This is a genomic window from Microthrixaceae bacterium (assembly GCA_023957975.1).
Lineage (GTDB): Bacteria > Actinomycetota > Acidimicrobiia > Acidimicrobiales > Microtrichaceae > JAMLGM01.
Genome location: JAMLGM010000012.1, coordinates 22,345 through 34,297, shown reverse-complemented (window position 1 = coordinate 34,297; position 11,953 = coordinate 22,345). Strand labels below are relative to the sequence as shown.

The following is an 11,953-nucleotide window of genomic DNA, read 5'->3' as shown; positions in this document are numbered from 1 at the left end:
CGCCAGCGCTCTTGCGCCCGTTCTCCGATAACCAGTGGTCGTGATCACGACCACTGGTTATCGGAGAACAGGCTGGTGGCGCGGGTCAGGTGTCCCCGAGCGATGAGTAGAACTGGCGGAACCATCGCCGGTACTCGTGCACCGGCCCGTCGACCGCGGTGAGGATCGGCCGCTGGCGGTAGACCTTGTTCTCCCAGATGGCGATGTCCTGGGCGAATTGTGTGTTGGTGACCTGGTCGTTGAGCGCCGCGATCGCGGCGGTGGCCTCGGGGTCGTCGAGCTCGCGCATCGAGAAGTGGATGGTGATCTCGGTGATCTCGCCGTCGATCGGCGTCTGGGTGATGTAGGTCAACATGTCGAGGCCCGCTTCTCGCACCTCGACCGCCACGATCCCGGGGCCGTTGGTGGTCGTCACCGAGTGGACCTCGAAGCCGGCGGCATCCACCGCGGTCACCTTCAAATGCTGATCGACGACCATCGACGGCCCATCGAAGCTGACGATCTGGCGGTCGTCGCTCGGAGGTTCCATGTCGTGGACCATCCAGAAGTGCGACGAGTCGATGATGTTCTCGGTGAGATCCTGGACCCCGACGCGCACCCGATAGGAGTTGATGTTCCACGGCGTCCAGGCGCCATCGGTGCGATAGGGGGTGATCTCGTAGGTGGGGTCGATGCCCGACGCGTGGTGCCACACGAAGATCCGGTCGTTGAGTTCGCGGGTGTGCCACGTCGGCAACGTCGCTCGAGGCGGTCGACGGTCGAGTCGCGGCACCTCGATGAGGCGACCCTCGGCATCGAAAACCCACCCGTGGAATGGGCAGGTGAGGGTCTCGCCGCACACGATTCCGCCGACCCCGAGATGCGCTCCGAGGTGGGGGCAGTGGGCATCGAAGACCTGCGCCGTCCCCGTTTCGGTGCGCATGACCACGAAGTCCCGATCGAGGCTGGTGACCGGCACGGCCTCACCTGCGCCGACCAGATCGGACGGGGCGATCGAGAACCAGCCGTCGGGAACCGTCGGGAACGGGTATCGGCCGCCGGACCCACCCGCGGCCATCGCCTCAGGCGCCATCGCCCGTCCCGCCAGTCCCGCCCGTCCCGCCAGTCCCGCCGACCGACTCGGCAGTCCCGACGACCGACTCGGCGAAGCGCCCGGCGAAGGCGCGCAACGGCAGGTCCGCGCTCGTCACGATTCCCGGTGGGGCGTCGACGACCGCACGGATGGAGTTGAGCGCCGGCATCCCGGTCACGGTCATGCCGACCGCTGCGAATGCGGCGGCGGAGCTGAAGTCGGTGCCCGGCTTCGGCAGGATCAGGTGCTTGGAGTAGATGCACGGGTCACCGTCGATTTGGGTGATGTAGCACCCCTGGATGTTCCAGTTCGGCGCGGTGTGTGGCGTCATCTGCCACTCGAGGTGCATCTCGATACGTGGCACACCGTCGACCATTCCGAGGTACTTCAGATAGCAGCCGCCGAGCGACCCTTTGGGGAGTTGGTACCAGCCCAGATCGATGTCGTCGGTGCAGGCGCCCAACTCGTAGTCGAAACGCACCTCGTCGAGTTCCAGGTCGAAACAGTCGGCCATGAGGCGAACGGCGTCTTCGAACACGCGGGTGTATTTCTCCAGCATTGCGGGCACCCGCGGATCATCCACCGGGAGCCCGAAGCCGACCTCGTTCCAGGTTTCGACGGAGTGGTGGCACGACACGTCGACCGACTCCTTGCACAGGACCCGTTCGATCTCGGTGACGTCGGCCGAATGCACGATGGTCAGGATCTGTGCGAGCCCCGGATTCATGCCGGTGCCGTAGAACGTGGATCCGCCGCGTTCGCAGGCCTCGGCGATCAACTCGCGTTCGGTGCGTCCCGACGGGTGTGGGTGGTTGGCGACCCGGTGGTGGCCGGTGATCCAGTCGGCGGTGGTGACGAGGTCGATGCCCGCTTCGAGGACGGGCAGGTAGATGTCGAGGTCGGGAAAGACCCCGTGGAAGGTGACGCAGTCGGGCTTGGCGGCGATGAGTTCGTCGACCGTGGCCGTTGCGACGACGCCGACCGGTTCGATTCCGACGATCTCGCCGGCGTCGCGTCCGATCTTGTCGGGGGAGTAGCAGTGCAACGCCACCAGCTCGAGGTCGGGCTGGTGGCGTAGGCGTTTGATCATCTCGGTGCCGAGGTTGCCGGTGGCGACCTGGGCGACGCGAATCGGTGTGCGGCGACCGGTCGGGTCGTTCATCGTGTTCCCCCTGGATCGCTGGTTGACCAGTGTCAACCAGCGAGGGGCAACCTACCAGTTCGGCGGGGATTGAGCCCCGATCGTCGTGGCAACGCCGGTGGGTGCCGAACCCCCTACTGGATGGGGGTAATAGCCTCGGCGTCGATCGCGATCTTCACGTCTTTGCCGACGACGACGCCACCGGTCTCAAGCGCCTGGTTCCAGGCGACCCCGTAGTCTTCGCGGTTGATCTGGCCGGTTGCGGAGAACCCGATGCGGAGGTTGCCCCACGGATCGACGGTCGCTCCCTCGAATTCGACGGTGAGCGTGGTCGCCTTGGTGATGCCGTTGAGGGTGAGGTCGCCGGTGACCAGCCACTCCGAGCCCTTGGGTTCGACCTTGGTGGAGGCGAAGGTCATCTTCGGGGTGGACTCGGTGTTGAAGAAGTCGGCCGACTTGAGGTGGCCGTCGCGGTTCTCGTCGTTGGTGTTGATGGAGTTCAGGTCGATCTCCACGGCCACCGAGGACTCGGTCGGTTCGTCGGCGATGGTGATGGAACCGGCGAACTTGTCGAACGAACCGCGCACCTTCGACACCATCATGTGGCGAACGGTGAACCCGACGGCGCTGTGCGACGGGTCGATGGAGTAGCTGCCGGGGAGGGGGAGGGTGGATCCGTTGACGGTGCGGGTGGTCTCGGTCATGGGAATGCCTTTCGGGGCTGGGGTTGGGTTGCGTTGAGGGCAGATCCTCGTGAGGGCAGATCCTCTCGGGGGAAAATCCTCTCGGGGGAAATCCTTCTGCCAACAAAGGTACCACATGCAACTATTGAAACGTCAAATAAATTCCCTGGTAGCCTGAAATCGTGTCCACCAAGCCTCCGAAGCCGTTGAAGGCGCCGAAACCGTTGGCGATCTCGCCCGAAGACGACCGTCTGCTCACCCTCGCCGGCCTGCTGCTCGAGTCGACCGACAGCGTTCGCGCCCGCATCGCCGAGACGCTCGAGGCCGACAACTCGCTGAACGAGGGACTCTTCGACCCGTTGTTGCGGCTGGCTCGAACCGAAGGCGGGTCGCTGCGGATGACCGACCTGGCCGCCCAGTGCCGCGCCACCCCGTCTGCGGCGACGCGCAATGCGGATCGCCTCGAACGCCTGGGGCTCGCCGAGCGCGTTTCATGCCCCGGTGACCGTCGGGTCGTGCACCTGTCGATCACCGATCGTGGGCGTCGAGTGGTCGCCGATGCGCTGCCGCCGCACCTCGAGATGATTCGTTCGTTGCTCGATGCGGCGCTCGAACCCGACGAAGTCGACGAGTTGGAACGACTGCTGCGAAAGCTCCGCGACACCGTGCATCCGTGTGCCGCGGTGGTGAGTGGACCGCCCGCGTAGGGTTGACCCCGTGAACGAACCGACATCGACTTCTGCCAGCGCGCCGCGGGGCTTTCGGGTTCTGACCGCGAATCTCGGGGTGAAGGACTCGACCACCGACTTCTGCCTGGTGGTCTCCGAGCGCCCGTGCGTGTCGGCCGGGGTGTACACGCAGTCGCGATTCTCGGGTCCGAGCGTGGCGCTGGCCCGCGCCGCCACCGGTCGCGGGGATGCCCGGGGAGTGGTCGTCGTGTCGAAGAACGCGAACGTGGCCAACGGCCCCGACGGCGACGCGGACGCCGCGGAGCTTCAACGCCTCGCCGCCGACCTCTCAGGAGCGGCGGTTGAGGGCATCGCCGCGCAACAACTTGCGGTCGCCTCCACCGGGGTGATCGGACGGCGCTACCCGATGGAGCAGATGCGATCCGCGATCGCCGGGCTGTCGCTGCCCGATACGGAGGCCACGGCTGCCGACTTCGCCGCAGCCGCGCAGGCGATCATGACCACCGACACCCACGCGAAGCTCGTTTCGGCCGAGGTGGAAACCCTCGACGGTTCGACCGCCACCCTCGTCGGTATCGCCAAGGGGGTCGGCATGATCGAGCCCAACATGGCGACCCTGCTCACCTTCTTCTTCACCGACGCCGAACTCAGCGCCCCGGCCCTCGACGCCGCGTTCCGTTCCGCGATGGAGGTCACGTTCAACGCACTCAGCATCGACACCGACACCTCGACGAGCGACTCGGCGGCCATCTTCGCCAACGGCGCGGCCGGCCGTGTCGATCCGGCGGCCTTCGGCGCCGCGCTTCGGTCGGTGGCTCGGGACCTGGTGTTGAAGATCGCAGCCGACGGCGAAGGAGCCTCGAAGGTGATCGAGGTGCGGGTGAGCGGCGCACGAGACGATGCCCAGGCGAAATTGGTGGCCAAAGCGATCGTGAATTCGCCGCTGGTGAAGACGGCGGTGCACGGCTCAGACCCGAACTGGGGCCGCATCGTGATGGCCATCGGCAAGTGCGATGACCAGGTCGACATCGACCAGGACCGGGTGTCGGTCGACATCGGCGACACCCGTATGTATCCCAGCGCCGCGACCGAATCCGAACGCAGCGACGCCCTCGCGCGGGCAGAGGCCCACATGGCCGGCGACCACGTCGTGTTGTCGGCGAACCTGGGCATTGCCGCGGGCGAGTTCACGGTGTACGGATGCGACCTCACCGACGGCTACATCAGGATCAACGCGGACTACACGACATGAGCAACGACCCGACCTCAAGCACTCAACCCGGAAACGACGCCCCCTCGAACAACCAAGGAGGCAGCGGGCAGAGCCGCCAGGTCGACGTGTTGTTGCAGGCGTTGCCCTACATCCAGCGCTTCCGTTCGGCGACGGTCGTGGTGAAGTTCGGCGGCAATGCGATGACGTCGCCCGAGCTGTTCGACCAGTTCGCCCAGGACATCGTCATGATGCACTCGGTGGGCATCCGCCCGGTCGTCGTGCACGGCGGAGGACCCCAGATCGGGCAGTGGCTGGACCGTCTCGGCAAATCGAGCGAGTTCGTCGACGGCCAACGGGTGACCGACGCCGAGACCCTCGAGGTCGTACAGATGGTGCTCGTGGGCAAGGTGAACTCCGACATCGTCAGCGCGTTGAACGCTCACGGGCCGGTTGCGGTGGGCCTGTCCGGGCAGGACGCCGGACTCATCGAGGCGACCAGACGCCACGCGGATCTCGGATTCGTCGGCGACGTCACCGACGTCAACCCCGAAATCGTTCACCGTCTCGTCGACATGGACCTCATCCCGGTGATCTCGACGGTCGGTTCCGACAGCGACGGTCAGGCCTACAACATCAACGCCGATGCGGTGGCCTCCGCCGTCGCCGAGGCGCTCGGCGCTCAGAAGCTGATCTTTCTCACCGACGTTCCCGGATTGTTGGGCGACATCGACGACCCGTCGAGCCTGATCACCGAGGTGTCGACCTCGCAGGCGCGGCAGTTGATCGACGACGGCACGATCGGCGGCGGGATGATCCCCAAGATCGAGGGGTGCATCGAGGCCATCCACCGCGGGGTGCGCGAGGTCCACCTGATCGACGGTCGGGTGCCCCACGTGTTGTTGTTGGAACTGTTCACCGACGCCGGAGTTGGCACAATGGTCATCGCCTGAATCGGCATTCGAAGGGGGAAGAACATGGGGAAGCGTCTCAGGCGCGTCGGCGCGGTGGCGATCGCCGCAGCGGTCACCGCGAGCGCATGTGTGGCCGAGGCGCCTGCGTCGAGCCGCGATGCGGAAGTCGCGAAGATGGTTCGGTACGTCGAGCGGAAGCGTGGCCGCGAATTCTTGACGCCCCCGGTGGTGAGCTTCGTGCCGGAGCAGGAGTTCGTCGCCCGCGTGCACGAGATGGTCGACGACACAACCGCCACGCTGCAGGTGGACGAGGCGGCGTTCAAGGCGCTCGGGTGGATGCCCGAGGCCGATGCCCTGGTCGACAAGTACCGGATTGCGTTCGGCAACGGCGTCATGGGGTTCTACGACCCGATCACCGAGGAGTTGGCGGTGCGCGGGGACAAGCTGACCCCGTATCGGCGCGAGGTCGTGGTGCACGAACTGACCCATGCGCTCGACGATCAGCACTTCGGCCTCGACGAGGAACACGGTGAGGGCATCATCGATTCGCGGCAGTTGGCGTTTCTCGTCGCGGTCGAAGGCGACGCGGCCGCGGCTCAACGGTCCTGGTCGCAGTACCGTGGCCCGATCGAGGCCTCCGCGAGCTTGCTCGAACAGCTGTCGATGCCGGTCAGCGCCGAGTTGCTCGGCGTTCCGATCGCGTTGCTGAGCCTGGCCCAGGCCCCCTACCTGCAGGGTCCACGGTTCATCCGCGCACTCGATGGCGAGATCGATGCCATGTTCTCGGCGTTTCCGGTGAGCGAGGAACAGGCGTGGTTCCCGGATCGTTATCTTCTCGGCGATCAGCCCCAGGACGTGCCCGATCCGATCGCCGGTGGCGTCGAGATCCGTCGCGGCGAGTTCGGCGTGTTCCTGCTCACGCTGCTCATCCAACGGGGCATCAGTCTCGACGCTGCGGTCAATTCCGCGACGAGCGGGTGGAGCGGTGGCGAGTACGTGACCTGGGACGGCGGAGGGTCACGCCGGTGCCTGACCGCGACCGTGCGCATGGATACCGAGGAGCAGGCCGCGGGCCTGCGCGCCGCGTTGAGTGGATGGGCCGCGTCGGCACCGTCGGCGACATTGAGTGCACTCGGGGCCGACACCGAGATCGAATCGTGCAGCTCCGCCGGCGGATAGGCCGGGACGCTCACGCTGGCCGTTCGGGCAGGGCGCCGTTGGCCGTTCGGGTAGGGCAGCGCTGGCCGTTACAGTGCCACACAACAGCGACAGGACTGCAGCGACACGACTGCAGCGACACGACTGCAGCGACACGACTGCAATGAGGGGGTACCTGACATGTTGGTGAAAGCAGCGGTTCTTCGCGAGCCGCAGGCTCCGTACACGATCGAGGACGTCGAGCTCGACGAACCCGGCCAGGGTCAGGTGCGGGTACGCATCGTCGGTGCCGGAATCTGTCACACCGACGTCGTTCCCCGGGGGGTGTCGTTGTCGCCGCTGCCGATCGTCACCGGCCATGAGGGTTCGGGCGTCGTCGATGCGGTGGGCGAAGGGGTCGAGGGGATCGCGGCCGGAGATCACGTCGTGTTGACCTTCGATTCCTGCGGTGAATGCGAGCAGTGCAGGGAGAACCATCCGGCGTATTGCGAAACGTTCCTCATGCGTAACCTCGTGGGCCGTGAACTCGACGGGACGACGTGCATGCACGACGCCGGGGGCGAGGAGGTCTCGGCGCGTTGGTTCGGTCAGTCGTCGTTCGCGACCTTTGCCATCGCGAATGCTCGCAACACCGTCGTCGTCGACAAGGACCTGCCGCTCGACAAGCTCGGCCCGCTCGGCTGTGGCATTTTGACCGGTGCCGGATCCATCGTTTCGGCGATGGATGTCCAACCGGGCCGCAGCCTGGTCGTGACCGGTGCCGGAGCGGTCGGGTTGGCGGCGATCATGGCGGCCAAGGTCATCGGCGCGAACCCGATCATCGCGGTCGACCTGCACGAGTCGCGCCTCGAACTCGCGAAGGAACTCGGCGCCACCCACACGGTGAACGGCGCCGGCGACGTGGCCGCCGAGGTGCTCGCCATCACCGGTGCAGGAGCCCACTACGCCTTCGACACCACGGGGGTGCCGGCGGTGATCCAGACGGCGTTGGCCTCGCTGCGAATGTCCGGGGTGTTGGGTCTGGTCGGCGTACAGCAGGGCGAGGTGGTGCTGGATGGTTTCACACAACTCGGCAAGACGATCATGACGATCTTCGAGGGCGACGTGGTGCCTCAGGAGATGATCCCGAAACTGATCGGGTGGTGGCGTAACGGCGAGTTCCCCTTCGACCGGCTGATCGAGACCTTCCCGTTCGATCAGATCAACGAGGCCGAGGAGGCGTCGCTTTCGGGGCGGGTCGTGAAGCCCGTACTCCTCTTCTGAAGCTCCTCTTCTGAAGCCGGGTCGGCGGCGCCCGGTCAGCGGTGTCCGGTCAGCGCCCGGTCAGCGCACGTCGACCGCGGTTCCGTCGATCAGCGACTGGATCCAGTCGACCAACATGACGCCGCCGACCCGGTGGTCCCACAAGTACGGCGTGGTGAGGATCGTGTGATGCTCGCCCGGTGAGACAAAGCCCGCGAGGTCGATGCCCTGGGCCTCGATCTCGCGTTTATTGCGGTCGATCTGTGCGGCGACATCGTCGCTCAGGCCGGCGAGTTGTGCGTAGGTCACCTGGGCCTGGTCGTTCGCGAAATCGCGTCGTCCGAAGCGGAGATCGGGGTGTTGGCGCCCAGCGTGCACGAACAGGGTCGGTAGTCCGAAGTCGGCGGCGCCGAGCCCTTGGGTTCCAGGCCAGTCGGGGACCGCCGCGAGCGCGCCCCACCGGCTGATCGCGAGTTCGTTGACCGCCGGATCGTTCGGGTACGCGCCGGCGCCGTCGGCGAGCACCGTCACCTGGGCGTCCGAAAGCCGGTCGGCCAGCAAGCCGCCGTACAGCGGGGCGGCCGCGGCCCCGGCGCTCTCGCCGGCGACCAACACCTCGGTGGCGGTCTGGAACTGTTCTTCGACCTGATCGAGCACGGCGGTGCCGTTCGCTAGGCCGGAGTGGTGGACGACCTGTTCGGGGGAGTCCTCGCGCACGGCGTCTCCGAGGTGCAGATCGCCGGTGCAGTAGGGCACGAACACCATCGACCAGTCGGCGAGCGGGTTGCGTTCGTCGTCGATGTCCAGCAGGCCGTCGCCGTCGTTGGGGTCGTCCTCCTGGAACAGACGCGGCTTGTAGGGGCCCTCCACGAAGGTGCACGTCGCAGCATCGAAGCACGCACCGCCGCCCTGGAAGATGACCGCAACCCTGGTGGGGTCGCCCTGACGAACCCAGAACGCGAATTCGCTGCCGTCGGCGCAGCCGCAGTCGCCTCCGGGTTCGATCCGGCGCCAGTGCGCAAGCTCGGCAACGACGTCGGCGCTGGGTGCGGGATCTGCGCCGCCGGTGCCGGTGTCGGTGTCGTTGGCGCTGGGGGTGCCGGCATCAGCGTCGTTGGTGCCTGCAGCGTTGTTCGACGAACACCCAGCGAGCACGACGGCGAGGACGACCGCGGCACCTAGTGTCGCCCTGAGACGGTTCGGTCGGTGCCTTGAAGGTTCGGCGGTGACGGTTGAGAACAGGGATCCTCCAGTGGGCCTGTCGCGGAGCTGTTTTGGCCGGCGCTGCTATTGGCTGGCGCTGCTATTGGCTGGCGCTGCTATTGGCTGGCGCTGGCCTGGTCGTCGTAGATGGCGTGGCCGAGCGATCGCAGCGTGTGAGGGAACTGCGGACCGAAACTGAGGATCTCAGCATCGGACATGTCGACGGTGCACTGGTGGATCCCGGCGTTGGTCTCGGCCACGCCCGGGACATCGGCGAGACCGTCGACGCCGCCCACCGAGCTCAGCCCGTCGGACATCATGAGATACAGGTCGGGAGCGGACTTGATGAGGCCCTCGGCGTTGAGCGGTCGGGTTCCGGCGAGGCCGGTTTCCGACGCGACGTCGATACCGCCGAGCGCCTCGATCAGGTCGTCGGCGCCGGAGCCTTCTCCGAACCAGTAGAAGACGCCGGCGTTGCCACGCATGTAGAGGAAGACCATGCGGACCTTGTCGGCCTCGTCCTTCGGGGCGAGCTCGGCGACTTCGGCCTCGGCCTCGGCGATCTCGGCCTCGACCCGTTCGGCCAGGATCGTGCCCCGTTCCGCAACCCCGAGCACCTCGGCGACGGCGCGGATCTGGTCGCCGATCGCATCCCGACTGCGTTGGTCGTCCATGATCACCACCGGGATGCCGGCGTCGCGAAGCTGCATCTGAACCTCGAGCGGGCCGATGCTGTAGTCGGTGAGGATCACCGAGGGGTTGAGGTTGAGGATGGCCTCGGCGGCGAGTTGGTGTCCGTTGTGGGTGACCACCGGGAGCTCCGCGAGGTCGGGCACTCCGGTGGAGACGTCGCGTCCGACGAGTTGGTCTCCGAGCCCGAGTGCGTGAACGGTGGTGCCCAGCGTGCCATAGGTGTCGAGAGCGAGGATCCTGCTGGTATCGGTGATCGTGATCTCGGTCGCCGAATTGTCCAGGTAGGTCACGGGGAGTTGGGGTTCGATGTCGGACTCGAGCGGTTCGGTCCACCCCGAGGAGCTCGCGGTTCTCGCCCCGCTGCATTTCACGCCGGCGGGAACCTGCGAACCCGTCGACGAGCTGTCGGTTTCGGCCCCGCAGCCAGCGGCGAGCGATATCGCGCACACGGCGGCGATCGTCGTCGCGAAGAACCTCGGGGTACGTCGGTGACGGGCTGACGCGGCTGGGCGGGACGGGGGCGTCGGGCGGGACAAGCGGGACGGGCGGGACATGGTGAGGTCTTTCGGGTGCGACAGGGGGGTCAGGCAGGTTCGTCGGCGGGGGATGCCGTCGGCGGATTCCACTCCGGAGGTTGAGCGTTGGCCCATGATGAGTCGGAGCCGACAGCGGGATCCGCCGGGGTCGGTGGAGCAGCCGGTGCCGGGGTCGGTGGAGCAGCCGGGGTCGGTGGAGCAGCCGGTGCTGGTGCCGGCACCGGTGCCGGTGCTTGGGCTGGTGCTTGGGCGATGGCCGCGCTGACCGCGGTCTGGATGGCGACGGCGAGGGCCTTGCGTCGGCGTCGTCGAGCGATGGCGACGCCGAGGCCGATCAGCGCCAAGACGAGCAGGCCGACGAGTTGCGGTGCGGGAAAGAGGGAGAGCCGGTAGTTGCCGACCACCTGTTCCGGGGCGACGTCTTGGCGTAGCGAGGAGTCATACGGGCTCAGTTCGACCGAGACCTTCGTCGCGAAGAACGGCCAGACTCCGTCGACGGTCTGGGTCAGTTCATAGGAGTTGCCGGGCAACAGTTCGGCCATGTCCTCGCCGTCTGCGCGACGGATGTCGGTGCCGAGCCCCGATTGCACGGTGACGGCCTGCTTGGCTCGCAGTCGGGTGTTGCCGGTGTTGGTCACCTTGTAGCTGACCTCGACCGTGCCGCCGCGGAACGGATTCCAGTTCTGGGTATGGGTGGCGGTGAGACGATCGAAAAACAACTCCGGTGTCAGTTCGCCGGTCACGCGAAGGTAGATCCGCGTTCCGAGCCTGCGTTCCACCCGCACCTGGTTGCCTTCGGCGTCCTGTTCGGTCATCACCAGCGAGGTGACGATGCCGCCGACATGGTCTCCAGAGGACGCGTCTGGTGGCACCGCGACGGTGAAGGGCACGATGACCCTGCCGCCTGCGGGTACCGTGACCGATGGCGAGTCGGCGGTCGTCCAGGCACCGACATCGGTCGGCTTCTGGTCGCCGGCGAGTAGGTCGATCTTGCCGTCGGTGGTGTTGAACGCGTCGCTTGCGTAGACGCCGAGGACAAGGTTGACCTCGGAGGAGTTGGTCACGACGAGGGAGTCGTGCAGGGTCTCGCCGGGGGTGGCGTCGAGGACGAAATTCGGGCGGTCGGCACCGTCCTTGCCGAGATCCGGGGCGACCGACCAGGAGATCGGTTGTTCGGCCTCGTCGGCCGGGGCCGCGGCGGCTGGGGTCTCGGCGGCTGGGGTCTCGGCCGGGGCGTCCTGGGCGGCACTCGCGGGAATGAAGACGGTGGCGCCGACCACCGCGAGAGCGGAGGCAACGATCAGCGCCCGAACGGCGGAGGTCGTCGAACCGTTTCGAAGGGTCGAGCGCCGCAGCGGTCGCAGCGGTCCAAGCGTGGGTGGAGAAGTCATCGTCTGATCGGTGTCGTCGGT

The 11,953-nt window shown here is 66.8% G+C and carries 12 protein-coding genes; 6 read left to right on the top strand and 6 right to left on the bottom strand.

Annotation, left to right across the window (positions count from 1 at the left end; genetic code table 11):
• Positions 1-85: 85 nt before the first annotated feature.
• The 3 genes from M9952_15050 to M9952_15040 all read right to left on the bottom strand — a co-directional run bounded on the left by M9952_15050 (position 86) and on the right by M9952_15040 (position 2,917).
• Positions 86-1,057, bottom strand: a complete 972-nt coding sequence (locus tag M9952_15050) for a Rieske 2Fe-2S domain-containing protein (GenBank protein ID MCO5314240.1) — start codon at positions 1,055-1,057, stop codon at positions 86-88.
• A 4-nt stretch (positions 1,058-1,061) separates the two neighbouring features.
• Positions 1,062-2,234, bottom strand: a complete 1,173-nt coding sequence (locus tag M9952_15045; protein MCO5314239.1) for a hypothetical protein — start codon at positions 2,232-2,234, stop codon at positions 1,062-1,064.
• A gap of 113 nt (positions 2,235-2,347) precedes the next feature.
• Entirely contained in the window at positions 2,348-2,917 is a 570-nt protein-coding gene (locus M9952_15040) for a YceI family protein (GenBank protein MCO5314238.1), read from the bottom strand.
• A 161-nt stretch (positions 2,918-3,078) separates the two neighbouring features.
• On the opposite strand from M9952_15040, the gene M9952_15035 reads away from it, so the two are divergent.
• From M9952_15035 to M9952_15015, 5 genes are all read left to right on the top strand, one after another.
• Complete coding sequence (locus tag M9952_15035; protein MCO5314237.1) at positions 3,079-3,603, top strand: MarR family winged helix-turn-helix transcriptional regulator; 525 nt, start codon at positions 3,079-3,081, stop codon at positions 3,601-3,603.
• A 10-nt stretch (positions 3,604-3,613) separates the two neighbouring features.
• Entirely contained in the window at positions 3,614-4,837 is a 1,224-nt protein-coding gene (gene argJ / locus M9952_15030) for a bifunctional glutamate N-acetyltransferase/amino-acid acetyltransferase ArgJ (GenBank protein ID MCO5314236.1), read from the top strand.
• A complete protein-coding gene (gene argB, locus M9952_15025; GenBank protein ID MCO5314235.1) occupies positions 4,834-5,748 on the top strand; it encodes an acetylglutamate kinase in 915 nt (304 codons plus the stop codon). Before argJ ends, argB begins: the two co-directional genes overlap by 4 nt.
• 24 nt (positions 5,749-5,772) lie before the next feature.
• On the top strand, positions 5,773-6,888 hold the full coding sequence (locus tag M9952_15020) for a hypothetical protein (GenBank protein ID MCO5314234.1): 1,116 nt from the start codon (positions 5,773-5,775) through the stop codon (positions 6,886-6,888).
• Positions 6,889-7,047: 159 nt separating this feature from the next.
• The gene (locus M9952_15015; GenBank protein MCO5314233.1) at positions 7,048-8,130 is read left to right on the top strand and encodes an NAD(P)-dependent alcohol dehydrogenase; all 1,083 of its coding nucleotides are present in this window, start codon (positions 7,048-7,050) and stop codon (positions 8,128-8,130) included.
• Between the two features lie 60 nt (positions 8,131-8,190).
• On the opposite strand, the gene M9952_15010 is transcribed toward M9952_15015, so the two are convergent.
• Both M9952_15010 and M9952_15005 read right to left on the bottom strand, forming a co-directional pair.
• Positions 8,191-9,264 (bottom strand): pectinacetylesterase family protein, encoded by a 1,074-nt coding sequence (locus M9952_15010; GenBank protein MCO5314232.1) that lies wholly within the window; start codon positions 9,262-9,264, stop codon positions 8,191-8,193.
• 164 nt (positions 9,265-9,428) lie between these two features.
• On the bottom strand, positions 9,429-10,295 hold the full coding sequence (locus M9952_15005) for an ABC transporter substrate-binding protein (GenBank protein MCO5314231.1): 867 nt from the start codon (positions 10,293-10,295) through the stop codon (positions 9,429-9,431).
• Between the two features lie 16 nt (positions 10,296-10,311).
• Between M9952_15005 and M9952_15000 the strand changes: the two genes are divergently transcribed.
• Positions 10,312-10,497 carry a hypothetical protein gene (locus tag M9952_15000; GenBank protein ID MCO5314230.1) on the top strand — a complete coding sequence of 62 codons (186 nt, stop codon included), beginning with the start codon at positions 10,312-10,314 and terminating at the stop codon, positions 10,495-10,497.
• Between the two features lie 91 nt (positions 10,498-10,588).
• Here the strand turns inward: M9952_15000 and M9952_14995 are convergent, their stop codons facing one another.
• Positions 10,589-11,932 carry a DUF916 domain-containing protein gene (locus M9952_14995; GenBank protein MCO5314229.1) on the bottom strand — a complete coding sequence of 448 codons (1,344 nt, stop codon included), beginning with the start codon at positions 11,930-11,932 and terminating at the stop codon, positions 10,589-10,591.
• Positions 11,933-11,953 lie beyond the last annotated feature (21 nt).

Excerpts from the sequence above, each read along its gene's own strand:
- M9952_15050 (MCO5314240.1), bottom strand. The coding sequence starts at position 1,057 with ATGGCCGCGGGTGGGTCCGGCGGCCGATACCCGTTCCCGACGGTTCCC.
- M9952_15045 (MCO5314239.1), bottom strand. The coding sequence starts at position 2,234 with ATGAACGACCCGACCGGTCGCCGCACACCGATTCGCGTCGCCCAGGTC.
- M9952_15040 (MCO5314238.1), bottom strand. The coding sequence starts at position 2,917 with ATGACCGAGACCACCCGCACCGTCAACGGATCCACCCTCCCCCTCCCC.
- argB (MCO5314235.1), top strand. The coding sequence starts at position 4,834 with ATGAGCAACGACCCGACCTCAAGCACTCAACCCGGAAACGACGCCCCC.
- M9952_15020 (MCO5314234.1), top strand. The coding sequence starts at position 5,773 with ATGGGGAAGCGTCTCAGGCGCGTCGGCGCGGTGGCGATCGCCGCAGCG.
- M9952_15015 (MCO5314233.1), top strand. The coding sequence starts at position 7,048 with ATGTTGGTGAAAGCAGCGGTTCTTCGCGAGCCGCAGGCTCCGTACACG.
- M9952_15000 (MCO5314230.1), top strand. The coding sequence starts at position 10,312 with ATGTCGGACTCGAGCGGTTCGGTCCACCCCGAGGAGCTCGCGGTTCTC.
- M9952_14995 (MCO5314229.1), bottom strand. The coding sequence starts at position 11,932 with ATGACTTCTCCACCCACGCTTGGACCGCTGCGACCGCTGCGGCGCTCG.